The sequence below is a fragment of the Bradyrhizobium sp. Ce-3 genome, from assembly GCF_022835695.1.
Classification (GTDB): domain Bacteria; phylum Pseudomonadota; class Alphaproteobacteria; order Rhizobiales; family Xanthobacteraceae; genus Bradyrhizobium.
The window spans coordinates 503363-528089 of sequence record NZ_BQUV01000001.1 but is presented as its reverse complement, the minus strand read 5'-3'; the positions used below and the strand labels follow the sequence as shown (position 1 = coordinate 528089).

Annotated in this window: 18 protein-coding genes; 3 read left to right on the top strand and 15 right to left on the bottom strand. The window is 65.4% G+C overall.

What is annotated here, in order from left to right; genetic code table 11:
- Positions 1-27 precede the first annotated feature (27 nt).
- Positions 28-2700 carry a type I secretion system permease/ATPase gene (locus tag BRSPCE3_RS02605; RefSeq protein WP_244064090.1) on the top strand — a complete coding sequence of 891 codons (2673 nt, stop codon included), beginning with the start codon at positions 28-30 and terminating at the stop codon, positions 2698-2700.
- The gene (locus tag BRSPCE3_RS02600; protein ID WP_244064088.1) at positions 2687-4114 is read left to right on the top strand and encodes an HlyD family type I secretion periplasmic adaptor subunit; all 1428 of its coding nucleotides are present in this window, start codon (positions 2687-2689) and stop codon (positions 4112-4114) included. Before BRSPCE3_RS02605 ends, BRSPCE3_RS02600 begins: the two co-directional genes overlap by 14 nt.
- A gap of 142 nt (positions 4115-4256) precedes the next feature.
- Here the strand turns inward: BRSPCE3_RS02600 and BRSPCE3_RS02595 are convergent, their stop codons facing one another.
- Positions 4257-5180 (bottom strand): response regulator transcription factor, encoded by a 924-nt coding sequence (locus BRSPCE3_RS02595; protein WP_244064086.1) that lies wholly within the window; start codon positions 5178-5180, stop codon positions 4257-4259.
- A gap of 457 nt (positions 5181-5637) precedes the next feature.
- Here BRSPCE3_RS02595 and BRSPCE3_RS02590 point away from each other — a divergent pair, with 457 nt between their 5' ends.
- The gene (locus tag BRSPCE3_RS02590) at positions 5638-6291 is read left to right on the top strand and encodes a response regulator transcription factor (RefSeq protein ID WP_244064084.1); all 654 of its coding nucleotides are present in this window, start codon (positions 5638-5640) and stop codon (positions 6289-6291) included.
- Positions 6292-6428: 137 nt separating this feature from the next.
- On the opposite strand, the gene BRSPCE3_RS02585 is transcribed toward BRSPCE3_RS02590, so the two are convergent.
- The 14 genes from BRSPCE3_RS02585 to BRSPCE3_RS02520 all read right to left on the bottom strand — a co-directional run bounded on the left by BRSPCE3_RS02585 (position 6429) and on the right by BRSPCE3_RS02520 (position 24727).
- Positions 6429-8789 (bottom strand): xanthine dehydrogenase family protein molybdopterin-binding subunit, encoded by a 2361-nt coding sequence (locus BRSPCE3_RS02585; RefSeq protein WP_244064082.1) that lies wholly within the window; start codon positions 8787-8789, stop codon positions 6429-6431.
- Positions 8790-8804: 15 nt separating this feature from the next.
- Complete coding sequence (locus tag BRSPCE3_RS02580) at positions 8805-9263, bottom strand: (2Fe-2S)-binding protein (protein ID WP_244064080.1); 459 nt, start codon at positions 9261-9263, stop codon at positions 8805-8807.
- A gap of 14 nt (positions 9264-9277) precedes the next feature.
- Positions 9278-10171, bottom strand: a complete 894-nt coding sequence (locus BRSPCE3_RS02575; RefSeq protein ID WP_244064078.1) for a xanthine dehydrogenase family protein subunit M — start codon at positions 10169-10171, stop codon at positions 9278-9280.
- The gene (locus tag BRSPCE3_RS02570; protein WP_244064077.1) at positions 10168-11181 is read right to left on the bottom strand and encodes an ABC transporter permease; all 1014 of its coding nucleotides are present in this window, start codon (positions 11179-11181) and stop codon (positions 10168-10170) included. Before BRSPCE3_RS02570 ends, BRSPCE3_RS02575 begins: the two co-directional genes overlap by 4 nt.
- On the bottom strand, positions 11174-12190 hold the full coding sequence (locus tag BRSPCE3_RS02565; RefSeq protein WP_244064076.1) for an ABC transporter permease: 1017 nt from the start codon (positions 12188-12190) through the stop codon (positions 11174-11176). The genes BRSPCE3_RS02570 and BRSPCE3_RS02565 overlap by 8 nt, the downstream gene beginning before the upstream one ends.
- Positions 12187-13725, bottom strand: coding sequence for a sugar ABC transporter ATP-binding protein (locus BRSPCE3_RS02560; protein WP_244064075.1), 1539 nt, complete (start codon positions 13723-13725; stop codon positions 12187-12189). Before BRSPCE3_RS02560 ends, BRSPCE3_RS02565 begins: the two co-directional genes overlap by 4 nt.
- 65 nt (positions 13726-13790) lie before the next feature.
- A complete protein-coding gene (torT, locus tag BRSPCE3_RS02555; RefSeq protein ID WP_244064074.1) occupies positions 13791-14897 on the bottom strand; it encodes a TMAO reductase system periplasmic protein TorT in 1107 nt (368 codons plus the stop codon).
- A gap of 104 nt (positions 14898-15001) precedes the next feature.
- Positions 15002-16963, bottom strand: coding sequence for a hydantoinase B/oxoprolinase family protein (locus BRSPCE3_RS02550; RefSeq protein ID WP_244064073.1), 1962 nt, complete (start codon positions 16961-16963; stop codon positions 15002-15004).
- A gap of 3 nt (positions 16964-16966) precedes the next feature.
- Positions 16967-18991 carry a hydantoinase/oxoprolinase family protein gene (locus tag BRSPCE3_RS02545; protein ID WP_309296294.1) on the bottom strand — a complete coding sequence of 675 codons (2025 nt, stop codon included), beginning with the start codon at positions 18989-18991 and terminating at the stop codon, positions 16967-16969.
- A gap of 209 nt (positions 18992-19200) precedes the next feature.
- Positions 19201-20160, bottom strand: coding sequence for a helix-turn-helix domain-containing protein (locus tag BRSPCE3_RS02540; RefSeq protein WP_244064071.1), 960 nt, complete (start codon positions 20158-20160; stop codon positions 19201-19203).
- Between the two features lie 105 nt (positions 20161-20265).
- Positions 20266-21231: a LysR family transcriptional regulator gene (locus tag BRSPCE3_RS02535; protein WP_244064070.1), complete on the bottom strand. Its 966-nt coding sequence runs from the start codon at positions 21229-21231 to the stop codon at positions 20266-20268.
- 209 nt (positions 21232-21440) lie between these two features.
- A complete protein-coding gene (locus BRSPCE3_RS02530; RefSeq protein WP_244064069.1) occupies positions 21441-22418 on the bottom strand; it encodes a biotin-dependent carboxyltransferase family protein in 978 nt (325 codons plus the stop codon).
- On the bottom strand, positions 22408-23283 hold the full coding sequence (locus BRSPCE3_RS02525; protein WP_244064067.1) for an allophanate hydrolase subunit 1: 876 nt from the start codon (positions 23281-23283) through the stop codon (positions 22408-22410). The genes BRSPCE3_RS02530 and BRSPCE3_RS02525 overlap by 11 nt, the downstream gene beginning before the upstream one ends.
- 43 nt (positions 23284-23326) lie before the next feature.
- On the bottom strand, positions 23327-24727 hold the full coding sequence (locus BRSPCE3_RS02520) for an acetyl-CoA carboxylase biotin carboxylase subunit (protein ID WP_244064066.1): 1401 nt from the start codon (positions 24725-24727) through the stop codon (positions 23327-23329).

Below are 24727 nucleotides of genomic sequence, written 5' to 3'. Positions count from 1 at the left end.
TCTGACCGCGAAACAATCGAGTAATCGATGGCGATCCAGAATGGAAATGCCGATGCCGCAGAGCACGGGCTTCGAGCCCTGGCTCTGTTCCTGCGACTTAATGGTGTGAACGTTGATTCCGACAAGATCCGCGATCTCTGCGGAAGCAGGGCGACAAGTATCCGCGGAATGCTGCGTTGCGCCGGCGAGCTCGGTCTCAAGGCGAGTTCGTGGACGACCGATTGGACGCGGCTGGCGAACATCCGGTTGCCTGGAATCGCTGCCTTGCAGGACGGCGGATTCCTGCTGCTCGGAAAGATCGACGGCAACGAAGCGCTTGTGCTGCATCCGTCGTCGTCGCATCCGCGGCGCATCACGCGCACCGAGTTCGAGGCGATCTGGGATGGTCGTCTGATCTCGACCGAGTCGCGCCCCGCCGCGCACCGGGCGCTTCATTGGTTCACTGGCCTGGGCGTGCGCGCGCGCAATATGGTCCAGTATCTGTGCGAAGACCTGATGCGGCGGGTCCGCGAGCTTCCCGCACTTGTGCGCCGGTCCGGTCGACCCGACGGTGCCGCTGAGGTGAGCGCGACCGAACCGGGCGACGGGGATGAATCGGGCGCGATGGCGCTGGCGATCCTGCTGCGCTGTCACGGCATCGCGGCCGATCCGGAGCAAATCCGGCATCGGACCGGCACCGACCGCCTCGGCGTCACCGATATCATACGTTGCGCGCGGAATTTCGAGCTGAAGGCGCGGTTGCAGAAAACCAACTGGAAGCGGCTTGCCGTGACGCCGCTCCCGGCGATCGCGGTGCTGCGTGACGGCGGGTTCCTGATTCTCGGCAAGATCGTCGACGACAAGCTCCTGGTCCAGCGCCCGTTGCTGCCGCAGCCCCAGATGATCGGGCAGGCCGAGCTCGAGGCCATGTGGGACGGCGACATCATCCTGATGACGCGGCGCGCTGCACTGACCGACATGTCCCGGCGCTTCGACATCAGCTGGTTCTTCGGCGCGATCCACAAGTATCGCCGCCTGCTGAGCGAGGTCCTGGTCGCCTCGTTCTTCCTGCAGGTCTTCGCCGTCATATCGCCGCTGTTCTTCCAGGTGGTCATCGACAAGGTGCTCGTGCACCGCGGCATGAGCACGCTCGATGTGCTGGTCACGGGCCTCGTCGCGCTGACCGTGCTCGAGACCATTCTCGGTACGCTGCGCGTCCATCTGTTCGCGCACACGACCAACCGGATCGACGTGGAGCTTGGCGCCCGCCTGTTCCATCACTTGATGGCATTGCCGATCGGTTACTTCCAGACGCGCCGCGTCGGAGATTCGGTGGCGCGCGTCCGCGAGCTGGAGAATATCCGTCAGTTCCTGACCAGCTCGGCGCTCACGCTGGCGATCGATCTGGTGTTCACCTTCGTGTTCCTCGCCGTCATGTTCTACTACTCGACGACGCTGACCGTCATCGTGCTGGCGTCGTTCCCGTTCTATATCGGCATATCGGCGGGCGCGGCGCCGCTGTTTCGTCGGCGTCTCGACGAGAAATTCAATCGCGGCGCCGAGAACCAGGCGTTCCTGGTCGAGAGCGTCACAGGCGTCGAGACGCTGAAGGCGATGGCCGTCGAGCCGCAAATGCAGCGTCGCTGGGAGGAGCAGCTCGCTGGCTATGTGGCCGCAAGCTTCCGCGTGCTGAGCCTGAACAATACGGCGAGCCAGGCGGTCCAGATGATCAGCAAGCTGGTCGCCGCCGCAACCCTGTATTTCGGCGCCCGGCTCGTGGTCGACGGAGCACTGACGGTCGGTGAGCTCGTCGCGTTCAACATGCTGGCGGCGCGCGTGAGCACGCCGGTGCTGCGGCTCGCGCAGATCTGGCAGGATTTCCATCAGGCCCGGCTGTCCGTCGACCGTCTTGGCGACATCCTCAACACCATTCCCGAGCCGAGCTCGAGTCCCGGCCGCGCCGCGCTGCCGGCGATCCGTGGCCGGGTCACGTTCGAGCACGCCACGTTCCGCTACCGGATCGACGGTCCCGAAGTGCTGCACGACGTCTCGTTCAGCGTCGATCCCGGGCAGGTCATCGGCATCGTGGGCTCCTCGGGATCGGGCAAGAGCACCATCGCCAAGCTGATCCAGCGTCTCTATGTGCCGGAGAGCGGGCGCGTGCTGGTCGACGGCGTCGACCTTGCGATGGTCGATCTTACCTGGCTCCGGCGCCAGATCGGCGTGGTGTTGCAGGAGAACGTGCTGTTCAATCGCTCGATCCGCGACAACATCGCGCTCGCCGATCCGGCGATGCCGATCGAGCGCGTCATTGCGGCCGCCTCGCTCGCCGGCGCGCACGACTTCATCCTGGAGTTGCCCGAGGGATATGACACCGTGGTGGGCGAACGCGGTAGCAGCCTGTCCGGCGGACAGCGTCAGCGCATCGCGATCGCCCGCGCGCTGGTCACCGATCCGCGCATCCTGATTCTCGACGAGGCGACCAGTGCGCTCGACTATGAAAGCGAGCGCGCGATCCAGCAGAACATGAAACGAATCTCGGCCGGTCGGACCGTGTTCGTGATCGCGCACCGGCTGTCCACCGTGCGCCAGGCAAACCGCATCATCACGATCGAGCACGGCCGCATCGTCGAGGACGGCAACCATGACGAGCTGATCCGCTCGAATGGACGTTACGCGCGGCTGCACCACCTGCAGGCAGGTCTCCATGACGCTCGTTAGCCGAAACGTCATCCCGTTCCCGAAGGCCGAGGTTCGCCGTCGCGAGCAGGAGATCGCGTTCCTGCCCGCGGCGCTCGAAATCACGGAGTCGCCGCCGTCGCCGATCGGGCGCGCGATCGGGGCGAGCATCATCGTGGGATTCTGCATCGCGCTGGTATGGTCGTGGTTTGGCTACGTCGACATCGTCGCAACGGCGACCGGCAAGATCGTGCCGGGCGGCCGCACCAAGCTGATCCAGCCGTTTGAGACCGGTGTCGTGCGCGCCATCCATGTGCGGGACGGGCAGAGCGTCAAGGCCGGCGAAGTCCTGATCGAGCTGGATCCCACGATGACGGGCGCCGATCAGGAGCGTTACCGGAGCGACCTGCTGGCTGCCGAACTCGACGTGGCGCGGCTTCGCGCGGCGCTTGCGAGCGACCCGCTTGCGGCATTCCAGCCGCCGCGGGGCGCCAGTGCGGCCGATATCGATCTGCATCGCCAGTTCCTGATCAGCCAGCGTGCGGAGCAGCAGGCCAAGCTGGCGGAGATCGAGCGCCAGCAAGGCCAGAAGGAAGCGGAACGGGCGACCATTACCGCGACGGTCGCGAAAATCCAGGCCACGATACCGGTGCTCACGGAACGGGTCGATATCCGCAAAACCTTGCTCGACAAGGCGCTCGGCTCGAAGGTCACTTATCTTGCCGAGTATCAGGACCTGGTTGGCCTGCAGCAGGACCTCGTCCTGCAGCAGAGCCGGCTGCACGAAGCCGACGCCGCCGTGGCCCTGCTGAGGGAGACGAAGGAGAGGGTGGCCGCCGAATATCGACGTGCGACCTTCGACGCCCTCGCAAAGGCCGAGCAGAAGGCCGCGGGCACCGCGCAGGAGGTGGTGAAGGCGGACCAGCGTACGAAGCTTCAGCAGTTGACCGCGCCGGTCGATGGCGTGGTGCAGCAGCTTGCCGTTCATACCGTAGGGGGCGTCGTCGCGCAGGCGCAGGCGCTCGCGGTGGTGGTTCCGAGCGAAAGCCATCTCGAGATCGAAGCCATGCTCTCCAATCGGGACATCGGATTTGTTCATCCGGGACAGAAGGCGGAGATCAAGGTCGATACCTTCAACTTTACCCGTTACGGCCTGCTGCACGGCGAGGTGCTCAGCGTGTCGTCGGACGCGATCACGCGCGACAGGCCGCAAGGCGCGTCGAACGACCGCGCACAGGGGAGCGCGCAAGGCGGCAGCGAGCCGAGAGGCCAGGAGCTCGAATATGCGGCCCGCGTCTCTCTCGACCGCACGCAGATGCAGGTGGAGGACAAGCTGCTCAAGCTTGGTCCTGGCATGGCGGTGACGGTCGAGATCAAGACAGGCACCCGCAGGATCATCAGCTATCTGCTCTCGCCATTGGCAAGGCACCAGCAGGAAGCGCTGCGGGAACGATAGGCAATCCAGATGCCTTGGCGGAAGCCTCGGCATCGGCATCGCGCGTCGTGTCTATCTTACCGTGTCTATCTGTATGGCATGGTCCAGTCCGACACCTCGCCGGGGTAAACCCCGGCGAACGGCCAGACCGGACCAGCTTCGGTTATTTTCGCAGCCGGATCGCTCCGTTGATCTGAGAGTCCACGTCCTTGCGCGCGTGGCCGTTGGCAACGGAGACCTCGAAGTAGTTCGTGGTGTGATCGACCCCGCCAAGTGGCGCCGGCCGGGCCGCTCTCGCGATCTTGGGAATCTCCCTCTTGGGTGGGAGGAGCCGGTCGGCCTCACCGGTCTGAGATACAGGCACGTTGTTGTGCCAGGCCGCGGTAGGCCGATGGTTCAGGCCCCAGATCGCTGCCTGGGTTCTGTTTTGAACCCGGATCTTGCGCAGGATCGCCTTGATGTGAACCTTCACCGTGGCTTCGGCAATGTTGATCTTGCGCGCAATGCACTTGTTGGAATCACCTTCGATCAAGCACTGCAGTATCGAGATTTCACGCGGCGAGAGTTGCCGAGCGAGCCTGTCGTCGGCTTCTGCGACCGTGCGATGGTTGTCGTTTGGAGCAGGAGCATCGTCTGCGTCGCGTTCGTCGGTATCGAGCGCTGAGGTCAGGAAGGCCGGCGGGAACACCGTGCCGCCCATCATGACGAGTTCGATGGACTTGATGAACGCATCGCAATTCATCACGTCGATGAAGTATCCGCTGGCACCGGCCCGAAGTGCGGCAGCCAAATCGGTCAGGCGGTACTGATCCGCAACGACTGCAACGCGTCCTTCCGGGTGACGTTGCTTGAAGGCGGCGATCTGCTCGATCGTCGGGCGAAAATCATCGCCAGTATGAACGATGAGGAGCAGCAATCCCTGACCGATCGGAATCTTCTGGAGCGTATCATTGCCGAGCAGATCGTCGGCATCGGATACCGAAGCCAGGACTTGAAAGCTCTCTGAATTCAGAATTCTGGCAAGGCCTTCTTTGCGGAGACTATTTTCACCAGTAAGCACAATAGAAAAAGGATATCGCCGTCTCATGGAAACTCTCCCGGACGCTACAATGAACACAAGCGGCTGGTCGGTTAAAATCCGGCCATTTTTTGATAGTCCGCCCAGCTAAAAACAACGACGTCTTAAAAAGCTTCGTCAGATGGGGCCGAATCAAACGGCAATCTGGCGACGAAAAAAGTCCAGAGCCCACTTAAATATTTAAGAATGTTAGATGCTAATCCCCAATATCCCTATATACCGTTGGTTATAGGCAATTTGGGACATGCCGGTCGATGAGTGTGATCCTGACGAACACTCGCTAAGGGTGAATCAGGCTGCCGCTGCGATCACGCGTTGCTGAAATCCGGCTTGTTGGCGCGTTCAGGCAGTAGATTCACGGACGCACGCGACAACAAAACCTTACTGAAAAGCGTCATATTGGAGTAGCCTTGTTAATGAACTGGGCGCCGAGCTGAACTGGAGGGGGATTGAGGATTGATCGTAGATGAATTTCAGTCGTGTGATTATTGCTAGTCGATTTCCAATTGTTTTATTGGGCCTGAACTGCCTGCTCGAAGCAGAGAGCGATTTTCAAGTTGTTGCTCGTTGCAATGATACTGCGAGCTGCTTCGAAGCGATCCGGAGCGTTGCGCCCGATATAGCCATTTTGGATATGTCGATGCCTGACGTTCTCGGGCAGGTGATGCTCGATATCGCAAATTCGGGCGCGCCTGCGGTGCGGCTCGTGTTCCTCGCTACCTCCGTTGAGGACCGCGATCTCGCCACATTGGCGCAAGCGGGAGCTTATGGCGTCATCCTGAGCGAAGAGGAGCCTGAGACGCTCGTGCAGACGTTGCGGCAGGTCGCCGACGGCCAGAAGATGTTGCCGGTGCCGGCGTGCGATGAAGCGATTTCAGGTACGCAAAGTGCGATCCTGGAGAAGTACCTTGCGATGCTGACGGAGCGTGAGCGTCAGATCGTGCGTTTGGTATCCGAGGGCTTGTCGAACAAGGAGATCGGCCGCCGCCTGAAAGTGGCTGATGGCACCATCAAGGTTCATTTGCACCACATCTTCCGCAAGCTCGAGATCAACAACAGGACTATTCTTGCAACGCTCGCCGTCTCGCACTCCGGGTCAGGCGGTATTCCATCCTCCTAACGCGCGCCTCGACCTACAGCGCGATGAGATCGGTTTGAATCGTCATCGCGTGTCAGCTCTTGGCTCGAGCATGATCTCCGCGCAAAACGCTTCGCATTTGTGCCAGGGGAAAACCGCGCGCTTTTCCGGATCATGCTCTAGCGCGCGTGGTGAGGACGAACGAGGTTGTCCACCCACAGCTCGGCGATGTGAGACAGTGCGAGCTCCGGTTTGCGCTCGAGCAGCAGCGCGAGCACGCGCGGCGGCGTCAGCGGCAACTCCTGCACCCGCTTTCCCGTTGCGTTGGCAACGGCACAGGCGACGGCTGCGCCTACATTGAGGATCGGCACCTCGCCGGCACCCTTGGTGCCGAGCGGCCCGATCGACGGCGCCCCTTCATAAAGACTGATTTCGACCGGCACGACATCAAGCGCGAGCGGCACACGATAGGTCTCGAAGCCGTTCTGGCAAACCCGGCCATTGTTGCCGATCGTGACCTCCTCGTGCAGGGCGTAGCCCAGGCCTTGCACGACACCGCCCTGGATCTGGCCGTGGATCGCGCGCGGATTGAGGGCACGGCCGACGTCCTGGACCACGCGATAGCTGAGCACCTCGACATGTCCGGTCTCCGGATCGACGGCGACCTCGCAGTCGTGGACCGCGAAAACCGGGATGTCGATTGCATCGATGAAATGACCGGCGACGCAGCCGGGCATCGCCGGCACGCCGGCGCCGGTGAAGGCGCCGGTGCCGGAGACCGGGCCGGCCAGCGCCTGGGCCCGGGTCGCGACCTCCGCGACCGTACGGCCCGAGCCCGGCGCGCCCGCGATCTCGATCCGCCCGTCGCGCATCACGAGATCATCGGGCGCAGCCTCGATCATCTCGGAGGCGACTTTCAGGAGCTTGGTGCGCACCTCCTGTGCGGCCGACAGGCTGGCGGCGCCGAGCGAGACGGTGGTGCGGCCGCCACCGACACCGACGTCATAGCCGGCCGCATCGGTATCGGCGGCGCGGACGATGACGTGCTCGGGCGCGATGCCGAGCGTACTGGCGACAATCTGCGGCAGGCTCTGCATCATCGAGCCGGAGCCGATCTCGACGCCCGACGTGACCAGCGTCGTCGTGCCGTCGGCATTCATGTTCACCGTCGCCGCCGACGGGCCGACGAACACGAACCAGGTGCCGACGGTGGTAGCGCGTCCATAGAGCCGGCCGTCGGTGCGCGCCGGCGGCGTCGCTGCCGCATCGCGCAGCGTATCCATCCGCTCGAGCATCGGGCCGAGCACATTGCCCTCGAACATTTGGCCGGTGGCACCGAGGTCCTTGTCGCCGAGCACGTTGCGGCGGCGGAAGGCAAGCGAATCCATCCCGATCCTCGCCGCGATCTCGTCGGTATGACGCTCCAGCGCAAAGGTGTTGTAGACGCCGTTGCAGCAACGGAATGCGCCGTTCGGCGCCGTGTTGGTGTAGACCGCGCGCGACACCATGCGGACGCTTCCAAGCCGGTAGTTGCCGCCGAGCGTATGCGCGGTCATGGTGGTCAGGAAGATCTGTTCGCCGCCATAGGCGCCGCAGTCCATCAGCACGACCGCCTCGCGCCCCACGATGTCTCCTTCGCGCGTCACCGCCGAGCGGATGCGGATATCGGCATTCTCGCGGAACAGGCAGGTGAGCATTTCCTCCTCGCGTGAATTGACGAGGCGCACCGGCCGGCCGCTGGCGCGGGCGAGCAGGGCGGCAAAGGGCTCGACCGCCAGATCGAATTTGAGACCGAAGCCGCCGCCGACCGGCGGCACGGTGACGCGGACCTGTGACGCCGGCACGCCGAGCAGGCGCGCGGTTGCATTGCGGACGCTCCAGGGAACCTGCGTCGACGTCTCGATATGGAAGCGCCCGTCCTCGTAGCTTGCGACCACTGCGCGCGGCTCGAAGGCGACGTGGTTCTGCCGGCCGACGCGAAAGCAGCTTTCGACGATTTCGACGTCGGGCCGGGCAAAGGCAGTATCGACGTCGCCGCGCACGACGGTCGCCTCCCAGGCGACGTTGCCGCCACGCGCGCTGCCTTCGAGCAGGACCTCATAGCTGCGCCAGTCCGGATGAACCAGCCGCGCACCCGGCGCCAGCGCGTCCGCCATGGTCAATATCGCGGGGAGCGGTTCGATCTCCACGTCGATCGCGGCGAGCGCGGCCTGCGCCTGTGCCAGTGTGACCGCGGCGACCGCGGCGAGCGGTTCGCCATCGTAGCGGATGACGTCGCGGGCGAAGAGGGGGTGATCGGCGATGCCGATCCCGATCATGCCGGGCGCGTCGGCTGCCGTCACGATCGCGCGCACGCCCGGCATGCGGGCCGCTGTCGACGTATCGAGACGAACGATCCGCCCCGACGGCACGGTGGCGCGCAGCACCGCGGCGTGCAGCATGCCCGGCAGATAGCGGTCGATGGTGTAGCGCGTGCGGCCACGCAGCTTGTCGGCGGCGTCACGCCTGCGCAGATCCATCGTTGCGGAAACGTCGGACATCCCTGTGTCTCCCGGTCATGTCGTGGTCAAGGCGAGCAGCGCCGCCTCGACGATGCGTTCATAGCCCGTGCAGCGGCAGACGTTTCCGGTCAGCACCATCAGGATGTCGTCACGGGTGGCATCCGGCCGGGTCGCCAGGAGATGCGTCAAGGTCACCACCATTCCGGGAAAGCACATGCCGCATTGGACGGCATCAGCGGCCTCCAGCGCGGCCTGGATGCGGTTCAGCTGGCCGTGGGGCGCAAGGCCTTCGACCGTGCGGATATCGCGGCCATCGGCCAGTGCGGCGGGCAGCAGGCAGGAAGGCATCGGCTCGCCGTCGACCAGCACCATGCAGGCGCCGCAAAAGCCCTCGCGGCAGACCGGCTTCGCGCCGGTCAGATGCAACTCCTCGCGCAGGATGTCGACCAGCGGGATGGCAGGATCGGCCGCGCAGGAGAGGCGATCGCCGTTGACGGTCAGGCTGAATCCCATGGCTATCTCCGCGGTCATGAGCGAAGCGCAGCGATTGCTGCGCGGCGGACCAGGCCGGGCAGCACGCTGACACGATACCAGGCCGGCGCATCGACGCCGTCGCGGCCGGCGAACTCGTCTGTCAGTTCGGCCGCAGTCCGTGCCGCTGCTGCGGCGTCGAGCGGCCGCCCGAGCAGCATCGCTTCCAGCCGCGGCCATCGCCGCGCGCTCGGCTCGACCGACCCGACGGCGATCCGCGCCGCCCGGACACGGTTCGCCGCATCGAGGCTGACCGAAAGGCTGACGATGGCGACCGGATAGTCGCCCGATCTGCGCAGCGGCAGCCGGACATGGGCCGTCTTGCGGTCGGTCCGGGGCACGATGATCCGCGTCACCAGGCGGCCGGGCGCGAGTGTTGATCGGAGTTCGAGGAAACGCGCCAGGCTGATGCGCTCGCGCCCATCGCGGCTGGCGATCTCAATGTCGGCATCGAGACAGAGCAGTGCCGGCACGCAATCCGCCGCGGCGAAGTCTGACGTCGCGAGATTGCCTCCGATCGTCGCCATCGCGCGGATCGCGGGATTGGCGGAGCTGCCGGCGGCCGCGGCGAGACCGGCAAATTCCGGAAGATCGGCCAGGGCGGCGGCAAGGGCCGCGTGCGTGACGGCCGCACCGATCTCGATTGCATCGCCGCCGATCCGAACCGCGGTCAGTTCGGTCAGTCTCCCCACGGCGACGTAGTGCGTGCTCAGTGGCTCGTGCCGGATCGCCGACCGCATGATCCAGGTGCCGCCGGCGAAGGCCGCGCCCGCCGCACCGTACTCGCCCAGCGCATCGAGCCCCGCCGCAAGCGAGGGCGCAACGTAGATCGTTGCCGGCGCATCGCGCGTCGCAGCCGCGGCGTTCTGGATGGCGGAACCGGATGTCATTGGCGTCGCTCCTGGCGCAGGCGATCCAGCAGCACGCCGATGATGACGATCGCGCCGAGCACGACCATCTGGACGTATCCGTCGATCCGGGTCAGGTTCATGCCGTTGGAGAGAATGGTGATGAACAGGGCGCCGAGCACGGCGGTGCCGACGCCGCCGCGCCCGCCGGCCAGGCTCGTTCCGCCGACCACGGCGCCGGCAATCGCCTGCAGCGAGAGCGCGCCGCCGAGATTGGGCTCGCCCGATCCGGTCCGCGCGGTCAGCATGATCGCACCGAGCGCCGCAAGTCCCGAGCAGAGCACATAGGTCGCGACCAGGATGCGTCTGACCGGCAGGCCGGCGACGGCCGCGGCGCGCGGGTTGGTGCCGATCAGATAGAGCGAGCGGCCGAACACGGTGCGCGCCAGCAGCAGATGCAGCCCAACGCCGATTGCAGCGGTGATGACGATCGCCGCCGGCACGCCGAACAAGCTGCCGCCGTAGAAGATTTGCGAGAACAGCGGCGGCACGCCTTGCACCGGCCGTCCCGACGAAAGGGTGGTCGCGATCCCGATCGCGATATTGTAGCTGCCCAGCGTCGCGACGAAAGGATTGACGCCGAGGAGCGCAATGACGCCGCCGTTGAAGAGGCCGCAGGCGATGCCGAGGGCGAAGCCTGCCCCGAGCCCCGCGAGCAGCACGGTGCCGGAGTCGTGACCCGACGCCGCGGCGCCGGCCATCATGAGGGCGCTGCCGACGCTGACCATCGACACGGTCGGGCCAAGCGCGAGGTCGAAGCCGCGGGTCAGGATGACGACGGTCTGCGCCATCGCGAACAGGGCCAGGTAGCTGGTCTGCTGTGCGATGTTGAGCAGGTTGGCCGGCGACAACACCCCGCGGTCGACGGCGGCGAAGCCGAGCAACAGCATCACCAATGCGACCGGCAGCACCGCGCTCCAGAGCCGCCGGCTCAACGTCAGCTTCGGGCGCTCGGTGTCCTTGGCGGCAACGGACAGTTCGAGGTCAGACACGCGGCTTGCTCCGTCGGCTGAGTTCGTCGAGCGCCACGGCCGCGACCATGATGACGCCGAGGAATACCGGCTGAAGCCGCGAGTCGACGTGCAGGAGGTTGAGCGCGTTGCCAAGAATGGTGAGAAACAGCGCACTGACGGCGACGACCTCGATCCGCCCGACGCCGCCGCGCAGGCTGACGCCGCCGATCACGGCGGCGGCGATCGACTGCAGCATCATCCGGTCACCGCCAAAGCTGGCCTGGCCGGAGCCGACCTGCGCCGTCAGCAGAATGCCCGTCAATGCCGCAAGGGCGCCCGAGACCACGTAGGTGCCCACGATATGGCGCTGGATCGTCACACCCGATACCACGGCGGCATCGACATTGCCGCCGATCGCGTAGACGTAGCGGCCGAACAGCGTGCGCCGCTGCGCAAACACCATCATCAGGATCACGATCAGCGCGACGTGGGCGGCGGTCGGCAGACCGAACGCCTGGGCGCGTCCGAAGCCCTTCACGAATATCTCGGGCATGCCGTAAACCGGGATGCCATTGGTGATCATGAGGCCGACACCAGCGGTGGCGGACATCGTGCCCAGGGTCACCACGAAGCCGGAGACCTTGAGCTTCGCCACGCAGAAGCCGTTGACGAGCCCGACCGCGACGCCGCAACCGAGCCCGGCCGCGACCCCGCTTGCAATGATGAGGGCGTTGGAGCCGGGAAATGCCGCCGCGGTGACCGCCATGGTCTTTGCGGTGACGACGCTCGCCAGGGCGACGACTGCGCCGACCGACAGATCGAAGCCGCCGGCGATGATCACCAGCGCCTGGCCGCAGGCGACGATCGCCAGCAGCGAAGCGTTGCGCAGGATGTTGAGGACGTTGATGATGCCGTAGAACTGCGGATCGACCGCCGACATGCCGGCCACCAGCAGCACCAGCAGGGCCGGCAGCAGCCCGATCCGTCCTGCGATCGATCGCAGGCTGATCGAGCGGTGCGGACTCGCGGCGACCAGCATCGTATTCATGCGACCTCCGCGGTGAGATGATCGCGGAAGAAGCTCGACAGCACATTCTGCTCGGTCTTCTCGGCGCCCGTCAGCTCGGCGGCAATACGGCCCTGATGCATGACGTAGAGCCGGTTCGACAGCGCCAGCACCTCGGGCAGTTCGGACGACACCACGATCACGGCGGCGCCGGCCTCGACGAGGCGCTTCATGAACTCGTAGACCTCGAGCTTGGCACCGACGTCGATGCCGACGCTCGGCTCGTCGAACAGGAACACGGTCAGCTCGCGCGTTAGCGCGCGCGCCAGCATCACTTTCTGACGGTTGCCGCCCGACAATGCGCCGGCGCTCCGCTCGATGTTGGGCGGCCTCAGCCGCAGTTGCGCCATGATGCCCGCGACTGTCACGCGTTCGGCGGCTTGCCGGACAATGCCGAAGCGGGCGAAGGCGGGCAGGTCGAGCCCGGTCATCGACGCGTTCTCGCGGATCGGACGGGACAGCGCGAGGCCTTCGGTGATCCGGTCGGCAGGGAAGTAGGCGATGCCGCGCTCGAGGCTTCGCCGCGGGGCCGGAAATTGGTAAGGCCGCCCGTCGATCCGGATCGTGCCTGATGTCGTGGGCTCGATCCCGTAGATCGCGCGGATCAGCTCCGACTTGCCGCAGCCGACGAGGCCCGCGATGCCGGTGATCTCGCCGGCTCGGGCATGGAAATTGACCTCCTGAACGCTGCGGTCGGCGAGCGTCAGGTTCTCGACGTCGACCATCACCTTGTCCGGCTGGTGCGCGATGGCCGGAAACAGCAGGTCGATAGTCCGGCCGGTCATCAATTCCACCAGCTCGCCGTCGGTCGAGCTGGCGGCCTCGAGGGTCCGGATGTGACGGCCGTCGCGCAGCACCGTGATCCGATCGGCAAGGGCACGGATTTCGCGCATGCGATGCGAGACGTAGATCAGCCCGACATTCTGGCGCTTCAATCGCGCGATCAGCTCGAACAGCCGTCCGGTCTCGCGCTCGGTCAGCGAGGCGGTCGGCTCGTCGAGGATCAGAAGGCGGACGCGGCCGAGCAGGGCCTTGGCGATCTCGGCCATCTGCTGGTGCGCGCGGGAGAGGTCGTCGACCCGTTGCGACGGGTCGAGGTCGAAGCCGAGCTCGTCGATCAGCGCCGCCGCGCGCTTGCGCATCTCGTCCGTGCGCAACACGCCGCCGCGCGTGATTTCGCGGCCGAGGAACAGGTTCTCTTCCACGGTGAGGCTCGGGATCAGCGAGAATTCCTGAAACACCGGGCTGATGCCGATCTCGCGCGCCCGCTGCGGCGTCAGATGGTGGATCTCCTCGCCACCGAAATGGAACGTGCCTTCGTCAGGTGGAAACGTGCCGGATACGACGTTGATCAGGGTCGACTTGCCGGCACCATTCTCGCCGAACAGGACGTGAAGTTCGCCCGCATGAACATCGAGGTCGACGCGGTCGAGCGCACGGACGCCGGTGAAGCGCTTTGATATCCCCCGCAACTGGAGCAAGGGCTCGGCCGGCTTCGGATCGATCGCGTCGCTCATCAGCTTCTCCGGGGGCGTGGACGTGCAGGCGGGAGCGCGCTCCCGCCGTGGCGGTTCGGACCGGCTTATTTGGCCTTGACCGAGTAGACCGGCGTCCAGCTTGCCGGCGCCAGCACGAGATCCATCTGCAGTTTCGGCACGGTGGTCTTGTCGATGACGGCGGCCACCGGCTGGACGAGACTCACGACCGGCTTCTTCTCGATCAGACGCACCGCCTGGTCGATCGCGATGGCGCCTTCGCCGACCGGATATTGGGTTGCGAAGGCGAGGATGTCGCCGCGGTTCAGCGCGTCGAGCATGGCCTGGTTCTCGTAGGACGACACGATCTTCAGATCGCTTCGGCCGGCCTCGGCGACGGCGCCGATGGCGGCTTCGGCGGTAGGGGCGGTGCCCCAGATCACATTCATGCTGGGATAGGCCTGCAATGCGTCCTGAATGAGCTGAAGCTGCACGGCGACGCCGGAGTCGCCGAACTTCTCGGCCAATATCTTGGCGTTGGGGTTCTTGGCGACGGCCTTCTTGAAGCCTTCGTTGAACGACTCTGCCCAGCCGGAGCCGGCCGGACCGGGAAACGTCACGATGTTGAGCTTGTCGCCGGGCTTGGTCTGCGCCAGCAGGCCTTCGCCGGTGACCTCACCCATGGCGACGAAGTCGACGTAATTGGCCGCGGGCAGCGCATTCGGCGGCAGCGGATTGGTGACGCCGACCACCGGAACGCCCTTGGCCTTGGCCTCCTCGAACTTCTTGCTGAGGCCCGCGCCGGAAATCGCGCCGACGATGATCGCGTCCGGTCCGCTCGCCATGCAGTCGTCGAATTGCGACAGCTGCTTGGGCAGGTTCTCGTAACCTCCGGCCTCGTAGAGGTTCATGTTGACGTTCATCGCCTCGGCCTGCTTCACGATGCCGTAGGCGACGGCGACCCAGAAACTGTCCTTCATGTGCGGAAACAGCACACAGAGCTTGTAGGGCTTCTCGGCCTTCGGCAGCGGCGTGTAGTCCGCCGGCTTCGGCGTGCCGGATGACGCATCGTAAATCTTCATCGGAAACCACGGTGTCTCGGCGCCCGCGGTCGCCGGCGTGGCGGCGCCGGCAAGGGCGAGCGCCGCGGCCATGCCGAGCGCGGGGCGGATCGGCCACGGCCGGCTGGAAGAAAGGCACGTCGTGTTCGTCATAGCGCAATCCTCGTGGTTTGAATGAAAGGGGTGAGATGACGGCTCGGAGTCCTCTTTGGCGCACCGACCGCTCCGCCTGCGGGCGGAGCGAATTCCGATGACGATCAGCCCGCCTTCCACATCGCGACCGAGCGCCGCTCGAAGGCTTCGCGGAATTGGCGGGTGGATTCGGGAAGCAGGGCGCCGGTGCCCCAGTCGAGGATCACGGCGTGACTGCGGATCACGTCGAGCGCATTGATCGCTCCGTTGCGGTAACGCTGCGCCACGACCTCCGGATCGAGCCGGACATTGGCCACGCGTTCGGAGCGGATCTTGCGACGGAGCGCCTCGGTCGCGACCTTGTCGACCTCGTAACTGCAGAGCTCGGCGTCGATGGTGTGCACCACGACGCCGTAGTCCTTGGCGGCGCGCTCGACCGAGACATAGTCGTCCTTGATATCCTCGATCACCAGATTCGGATCGCGCTCCAGCGGGTCGCCGAAGCCGCCGCCGCCGGCGGTCGGGCGCGAGAAGACGTCGCCTTCGCCGATCGGGACATCCGAGAAGATCGAGCCGAGCCGCTCCTCCGCCGCGCTGCCGGCGCGCCTCAGGGTCAGGCCGTGCGGCATGGATGGCAGGCCACCTTCGATGCCCCACACGATGGCGCGCTCGCGGTCGCAGATATAGGAGATCACGGTCTTCTCGGCCTGGAGCATTCGCGACGTCTTGACCACGCCGGCGCCGCCGCGCCATTTGCCGGGGCCGGGCGAGTCCTTCAGGATCTCGCATTCGGTGGTCAGGATCGGGTTGGCGCGCTCCTGGCCTTCGACCGGCTGCGACATCAGGCCGGTGCCGAAGCAGGCGGTCGTGACATTGCTGCCGTCCTTGCCGTTGCGTCCGCCCCAGCCGCCGGGCAGCCAGTCGTAGAACATGAAGATCGGCTTGTCGGGGCTCCGAGCATCGAGACCGCCGGTGAGCAGATATTCGAGATTGAAGGCGCAGGCGAGCGCGCGCTCCGGCATCAGCTTCGACCACATCTCGTAGATCGAGTTCATGATCTTCTCGAACGGCATCAGGAAGCCGGTGACTGCGATCGGCCATTTGGCATCGACGATCGAGCCTTCGGGCGCGATGATCTCGAAGCAGCGGTAGAAGCCGGAATTGAGCGGCAGGTCGGGGAAGAAGGTCTTCATGCCGGCGGCGACAGCCGAGAAGGTTGCGCCGAACGCCGAGTTGTAGATCGAGCCGATGGTCGGATGGCTGCCGGTGAAGTCGTAGATCGCGCGGTCACCCTTGATCGTCATCTTGATGCGGATCGGGATCATGCCTTCGCCGCCGGCCGGATCGCGGTCGATGAAGTCGACGGTTTCCCATTCGCCGTCAGGCAGCGCTGCGATGCGCTGGCGCGCCGAGCGCTCGACATAGTCCTGGACGGCGGCAAGTCCGGTCTCGACGGTGTCGCGGCCGTATTTGCCGACCAGGCGCAGGATCTCGCGTTCGCACACGGCGGTCGCTTCGGCCTGGGCCTGGATATCGCCGATGATCGAGGCCGGATCGCGGGTGTTGGAGGCGATCAGATGCGCGACGTCCTTGCGCAGGCCATTCTTGTCGAACAGGCGGACCGGTGTGATGCGCAGGCCCTCGCGGAACATCTCGCGGGCGGCGACGTCGAACGATCCCGGCACGCTTCCGCCGACGTCCGACCAGTGCCCGTTGGACTGGCTGAAGGCGATGATCTTGCCGTCGGCAAAGATCGGACGGATCAGCCGCACGTCGGAAAAGTGCGTGCCGCCGGCATAGGGATCATTGATCGCGAACACGTCGCCCTCATGCATGTCGCCTTCGAAATGGCGCATGACGTCCTTGCAGGTGAAATGCAGGGTGCCGACATGGACGGCGATATCCTGGTTGCCTTGCGCCGCGCATTCGCCATTGGCGTCGTGCAGCGCGCTCGAGAAGTCGCGGTTGTAGATCACGAAGGAGTAGCAGGTCCTTAAGACCTGCTCGCCCATCTGGTCGACGCTGGTGATGAAGGAATTCTTCAGCACCTCGAAGGTGACGGGATCGAGCGGAAGGGCTCCGGTCATGGTTCACTCCTTCACGCGGATGATGATGTTGAGATATTTGTCGACCTCGGCGCTGGCTCCGGGCGGCACGACGGTCGTGGCATCGACCTGTTCGATGATCGCGGGGCCCTGGAAGGAGAAGCCGCAGGGCAGGTCGTCGCGCTGATAGACGGGCGTATCGAGCCCGCTGCCGTCGAACCAGACCCTGCGGCGGCCGACCGGTTCGGGGCTAGTCCCGGTCGGCTCGTGAACGGCGAATTCAGCCTTCGGAACCACGCCGACCGCCTTCAGGTTGAGGCGGAAGAAGCTGACCGGCGCGCTGTCGCGGCGGAAATTGTATTCGCGGTGGTGCTCGGCGTGGAAGCTCTGCACCAGATCGGCAATCGCGCCGATCGGCCGTGGCGCGTTCACGGCGAGCGACCGCCATTGGCCGCGATACATCATGTCGATCGTCCGCTGCAGCACGATGTCCGTCTGCGCGACGCCCTCATGCGTCAGCCGCGCAAGGGCTGCCGTCTCAAGCTCCGCGAACTGCGCCTCGATCTCGGCAGCGTCGGCCTCCGCGGCGTCGACCATGCAGCTCTGCGAGAAATCGTGCTGCATGTCGACGAGCAGGCATCCGAGCGCCGAGGTCACGCCGGGATTGAGCGGCACGATCACGACGGGAATCGCCAGCTCGCGCGCGACATCGACGCCATGCAGCGCGCCGGCACCGCCAAATGCCACCAGCGCAAAGTCGCGCGGATCATAGCCGCGGCTGATCGAGATCAGCCGCACCGCATCCGACATGTTGGCATTGGCGACCTTGACGATCGCGTCCGCGGCTTCATGCAGGCCGAGGCCGAACGGCTTTGCAACGCCGTCTTCGACCGCCTGCTCGGCCAATGCGGGGTCGAGCTTCACCTTGCCGCCGGCGAGGTCGGTGCCGAGCCGGCCCAGCGTCACATTGGCGTCGGTGTTGGTCGGCTGCGTGTTGCCGTTGCCGTAGCAGGCCGGTCCGGGGTGGGCGCCGGCCGATTGCGGGCCGTTGCGCAGCGAGCCGGCTGGATCCGTCCAGGCCAGCGAGCCGCCGCCGGCACCGATGGTGAGCACCTCGATCGAGGCGAAGCGGATCGGATAGCCGAATTCGATGTGCCAGTCCTTGGTGATCCGCGACTGCCCCTCATAGGCCAGCGACACGTCGGTGGACGTGCCGCCCATGTCGAGGCCGATCGAATTGGGGAAACCGCACAGGCCCGCGATATGGCGGCTGGCGATGGCGCCGGCGGCGATGCCGGAGCCGGCGAGGCGGGCGGCAAAATCCTTCACGCTGGCCGGCGTCATGACGCCGCCGCCGGTGTGCAGCAGCAGCAGATCGCGGGTATAGCCTTCATCGGCGAGCCGTTCGCCGAGCCGGCTCGTGTAGTTGACGACCACCGGGCTGACGACGGCATTGGCGACCGTGGTCGAGAACCGCTCATGCTCGAAGATCTCGGGAAGCACCTGCGAGGAGATCGACACCGGAATGTCGGGCATCTCCGCCAGCAGGATGTCGCGCATGGCGCGCTCATTGGCGCCGTTGAGATAGGCGTTCATGAAGCAGACGGCGACGGCTGCGACGCCGCGGCGCTTGAGAATGCGGGCAACGTCGCGCGCGGCTTCGACGTCTAGCGGCTCGATCACCTTGCCGCCGGCATCGACCCGCTCGGGAACGGTGAGGCGGTCGCGCCGCGGCACATAGGGCCGGACAACGTCCTTGTAGGTGTCCCAGAGGTCTTCCTTGTTGGCGCGCCGGATCTCGATGACGTCGCGGAACCCCTTGGTCGTGACCACGGCGGTGCGGGGCAGGCGGCGCGTGATCAGGGCGTTGGTGGCAATCGTGGTGCCGTGCGAGAACAGCGCGACCTTGGAGAGATCGATTCCCGCCTTGGAGACGCCGCCCATGATCCCTTCGATCGGATCGCGCGTCGAGGAGGTCTTCTCGATGCGGACGCGACCGGTCGTCTCGTCCATGATGCAGATGTCGGTGAAGGTGCCGCCGACGTCGACGGCCACACGAAGGGTCTGCACCATGCGTCTTCCTTTCGAACAAGCGTTTCGCCGATCTTAGGCAGAACGGCGGCCCGCCTTCTTGACGCTGAGTGCAGGAAGATTTGTGCGAGAGAGCGAACCGCCATGCCTGCCCGGAGCGGCGGCGGGCTGCCCAAGAAGCAGTCAGGTCAACGATCAGATGAAGCGATCAGGTCGGGGATCAGGTCGCTGCGGTACCGATACCGGGTTCAGCTGTTGACGGCGCGCGACGTCGCGCGCGCTTCGCTCGGGGTGCAACCGAACCGGCCGCGATAGTTGCGGCTGAACTGTGCCTGGTCGGCAAAGCCACATTGATAGGCGATTTCCGAAATGCTCTTGCGGCAGCTCGCATCGCGCAGCAGGGCGTCGCACATCGACAGCCGCTGGTTGCGGATGTAGGCGCAGACGGTCAGACCCTCACCCTCGAAGATCTGGTGCAGGTAGCGCAGCGAGATGCCACAGCCATCGGCGATCATCTGCGGCGTCAGCCGCATGTCGTCGAGGCGGGCACGGATGAATTGCTCGCAGCGCAGCAGATGGCCGTTGCGCACCGAGGAGGAGTGGCCGGTCAGCACGCGGTCGTCGGATTCGATGGCCATCGCGAGCAATTCGATGAGGTGCTTGCCCATCATCGCGCGCGCCGTCTCGTCCATTTCCTCGATGCGCTCGGCGGAGAGCCGCAGCGTATCGACGAACAGTGCCCCGACGCTGCGGCTGGCATCGAATTGCAGCGTGGCGAGACGTTCGGGGCGGGAAATACGGGCGCGCAGCACGGCGCTCGGGATCTTCAGACACCACAGCGCCGTCGGGTCCTGATGGCTGAACTCGTAGGGCAGGTGGCTGCGCTCGATCAGGAACGCGCCCGGCCTGCAGTGCACGACCTTGCCGTCCTGCTCGAAACGGATTTCGGCAAGTTCGGGCACCGTGATCAGGAAGGATTCCTCCCGCTCGCTCAGCAGATGCCGCTCATGGCGCTTGTACAGCAGGCCGTTGGCGATGTTTCGCGAGACCGAGAGCGGACCCATCGACCAGGCGCCGAGGCGCGCGTTGAAGTCGCGCGTGCTCGGGAAGCGCAGGTCGAGCGAGTAGTACGTCTTCGAGACGACCTCCTGCCAGTACTGGCGGCGGCTCTGCAACGGGATGTCGTTGGTCGTGTAGGTGACTTGCATGTCTCACTCCCCGCCGCCGGCTGTGCCTCCGGTCGTCGCGTCCCGGCCAAAGTGTGGCGAGGACAGCCGGACCGCGTCAAGTCGAATAAAACGGAACCAGATATTCTAGATTTCGATTGCCTCCTCGGCCTGATGCCGATGATCGACGCTGACGGGAGGCCGGGCCGGCCCGACGCCTGCCACCGCAAAACGCATGAAGTCGCGGAACGCCATCGCGGCTTCCGATGGCCTGGTGTCGCGACGCCAGGCCAGGCCGATGTCCATGCTGGGCACCTCGTCTTCGACGATGCGGGTCTCGATCCGCTGTCCTTCCAGTGACCACGGCCGGTAGATCAGGTCGGAGAGAATGGCGATGCCCATGCCGCCTGCGACCATGGAACGCACGGCTTCGACCGAGGAGGTCCGGAACACGGTCTTTGGTTCGAGCGCGGCGTTGCTCCAATAACGCATCGAAGTGTGCTTGGCTTCGTCGACGGTGAGCATGACGTAGGGATAGGTCGCGATCTCGGCGAGATGAACCCGCTCGGCGCGGGTCAGCGGATGCTCCGGTGCAAGCCAAAGCCGGCGCGGCGAGCGCAGCAACGTCTCGCTGCTGAGTTTTGTATTGTCGCGCAGGTTCGAGACCAGCATCACCGCAAGATCAAGCGCGCCATCGACCAGCGCCCGTTCAAGCACGTCGCGCGGCGCCTCGAACAGCTCGATCGTGATGCCGGGGAAGCTTGCCTGGAAGCGCATCTGGTGGCGCGGCAGAAAGTAGCCCGACACGGTGTAGGTGACGCCGATGCGGATCGTGCCGAACAGGGGCCCGGCGGACATCTGCGTGCTGCGCACCGCTTCGGCGACAGTGGCGAGGATTTGACGGCCCTGGGACAGGAAGCGGCTGCCCTCCATGGTGACGGTCACGCCGTTCGGCGTGCGTTCCAGCAGCCGGGCGCAGACGGTCGCTTCGAGCTGCTGAATGGCCGCGGTGACCGCGGATTGCGAGACGTTGAGGTCGATCGCCGCCTGGCTGATCCGCCCGGTCTCGGCGGCGGCGACAAAGTAGCGGATTTGTTTCAGAGAAACGGACATCGCGGTTGTTCCGATGTTGCCTAACCCATGAGCGGTGTTCCTCAGCCCGGCGATATTCTTTGCAACTCCCGTGCCGACAGTCGGAGAGTGCAAGGTGACGCCGATTCCGGACATGAGGGGCCGCAACCGACGGCGCGATGCGTGGATATGCAGGCCCGGCCACCGGATCGGCGGCCGCGGTCCTTGTCGAATGGGCAGACGACCGGCGACTATGCCAGTGCGCTGTGCAACCTGCCGAGCAACTCCGACCGGCTTTTGCGGGCCGCCAGCGCCTGGCTCATGTCGACCTTGACGAACTTCACCGGCGTGTTGGGCTGAAGCTGGCCGATCAGATCCATGTCCGCGGCGATGACGGTGCCGACCATGAAGTAGCCGCCACCGGAGACTGCGTCACGATGCAGCACGATCGGCTCGGTACCGCCGGGAACCTGGATCGAGCCATAGGGATAGCAGGCATCGGTGATGTTGGACGGGTCGGAGCCGGCCCCGAAGGGCGGTTCGCGTGGCACAAATTCGAGCGGCTTGCCGCCCTTGAAGCGATAGCCGATGCGGTCCGCTTCCGGCGCGACCTTCCAGGTATCGGAGAAGAAGCCGTTGCCGGCCGCCTCGGTGATGCGGTGCCAATAGAGTCCGGGCATGGCGCGCAACTCCGTCGGCATCCCCGCCGGTTGCCCACGCAAATCCCTGGCGACGGTGCGGCCGTCCTTGCCCGTCGCGGCGGCATGGCCGACCGGCAGTTCATCGCCGGCCTCGAGCTTGCGGCCCTTGAAGCCGCCGAGCGCGCCGAGCGCGTAGGTCGAGCGCGATCCGAGCACCACCGGCACATCGATGCCGCCGGCGACCGCGATGTAGCCGCGCGCGCCCTGCTTGAGGAAGTCGAACGAGAGAATCTGGCCGCGCTTGACCTTGAAGCTGGTCCAGCCCTCGCGCGGCTCGCCGTCGAGTTTCGGCGGCAGCTCCGCGCCGGTGACCGCGACGGTCGCGTCGGCAGTGAATTCGAGCTCGGGTCCCATGAACACGGCTTCGAGGACGGCGGCGCCTGCCTCGTTGCCGACCAGCAAATTGGCGGCGGCGAGCGCGTGACGGTCCATGCCGCCGGAGAGCGGGATGCCGATGTGATAATAGCCGGGACGACCGAGGTCCTGCACGGTGGTCGCAAGACCCGGCTTCAAAACCCTAATGGCCATGGAGAACTCCATCGAGCTTGCTGTTGTAGGCATCAACGTCGCGATTGAACTCGGTCAGCGAGAACGAGACGTCGCGGATTACGGGAGCAAAACGGCCGGCATCGACGTCGGCGACCGCCGCGTCATAGGCGGCGCGGTCGATCGGCTTCCACTTCACGATGTCGCCCGGCTTGAACAGGCACATGAAGTCGCGCAAATAGCTGATGGTCTGGTTGGGATCATAGATCGGCATCGGCGTGATGCCGAACATCTGATACCCGCCGGCGCCGCGCACCGAGTAGATGCAGCTGAAGCAGCCGCCATGCCCGACGGTGAGTTTCGGCGTGTCGGTGCGCGGGCGGAGATATTTCGGGGCCTGAAGCTGCCGCTTGCGCTCGACCATCTGGTAGAGGAAGGGCAGGCCGGCGACGAAGCCGACCATCGAGACGAACCATGGCGCGCTGGAATGCGCCTTGATGAAGGCATCGACGCTGTCGAGGCCGTTGATCCGCGCGGCATATTCGAGGTCGGTACCGTCAGGATTCTGATGCCGCTCACGGAAGCGCATCAGGGTCTCGTGCGTCCAGGGATCGTTGTACAGCACCGGGATTTCGATGATCCGCGTCTTGATCACCGGCTCCGACTTCTCGGATGCGGAGTCCAGCCGTTTCAGCTCGACGAGCAGATCGTCAGGCTTGATCTGATCGGGATCGAACTTGACTTGATAGGACGCATTCGCCGGGCAGATCTCGGTGACGCCCTTGATCTTGGCGTCGCGCACCGCATTGGTGATGAAGAGGCTCTTGAAGAAAGCCTCGAGCGACATCGCTTCGCCGACCTCGGCGAAGATGTGCTCGTCGCCGCCGAAGGAAAATCGGGTTTGCATGACTAGCGGCCTCCTGTTGCTGACGGGGCGGATTCTCTGATGGTCATGACGTGACCTTCGCGAGCGATGGCGGGGGAGCGGTGGCGAGGGTGGCGGCATGGGACTCCAGCCACGGTTCGAGCCATGCCGTATGGAAGCGTCCGGCCTGCACATCGGCGTCGCGCGCCAGTGCCTGATGCAGGGGTTTTGTCGTGAAGATGCCTTCGACGCTGAGCTCGGCGAGCGCGCGCTCGAGCTTTCTGATTGCGCTCGGCCGGTCCCTGTCATGCACGATCAGCTTGCCGAGCAGGCTGTCGTAGAACGGCGGCACGGTGTAGCCCTGATAGAGCATGCTGTCGAAGCGCACGCCGTCGCCGCTGGGCACGCTGAGCCCGCTCACCGTGCCCGGATTGGGCAGGAAATTTCGCGCGGGATCCTCGGCATTGATCCGGACCTCGATCGAATGGCCGCCGACGCGCACCTCGTCCTGTCGGATGCGCAACGGCTCGCCGCCGGCGATCCGGATCATCTCGCGCACGAGGTCGATGCCCGTGACCATCTCCGTCACGGGATGCTCGACCTGGATGCGGGTGTTCATCTCCAGGAAGTAGAACTCGCCAGTTCTATCGTCGTAGAGATATTCGAGCGTCCCGGCGCCACGGTAATTGACCGCCTTGGCCAGTGCCACGGCCGACGTGCAGAGCTTTTCGCGCACGGCCTGGGTGAGCGAGGGCGAGGGGGCTTCTTCCCAGACCTTCTGGCGGCGGCGCTGCAACGAGCATTCGCGCTCGAAGCAATGGATCACGTCGCGGCCGTCACCGAGCACCTGGACCTCGATATGCCGCGCACCTTCGATCAGCTTCTCGACATAGAGCCCACCATCGCCGAAAGCCGCGAGTGCCTCGGCTTGCGCCTGCGGCATCAGATGATGGAATTCCTCGGCCGACCGGGCGATGCGAATGCCGCGTCCGCCGCCGCCGGCGGCAGCCTTGATCATCACGGGGAAGCCGGTTGTCTCGACCAGCGCGAACGCCGCCTCCGCCGATTCCAGCCGCCCCTGGCTGCCGGGCACGGTCGGCACGCCGGCCGAGGCCGCGGCCTCCCGCGCCGCGACCTTGTCGCCCATCAGCCGGATCGATTGCGCGGTCGGCCCGACGAAGACCAGTCCAGCCGCCTCGACCGCGGCCGCGAACTCGGCATTCTCGGCCAGGAAACCGTAGCCGGGATGGATGGCGTCGGCGCGGCTGTTTTGCGCCGCGGCGAGGATGGCCGCCTGATTGAGATAGGATTTCGACGCTTGCGGCGGACCGATATCGATCGCTTCGTCGGCGAGCCTGACCGCAAGCGAGTCCTTGTCGGCCTTGCTGTAGACCTGAACGGTCGCAATGCCGAGGTCGCGCGCTGCGCGGATGATGCGCACCGCGATCTCACCGCGATTGGCTATGAGGAGCTTCTTGATCGCCAT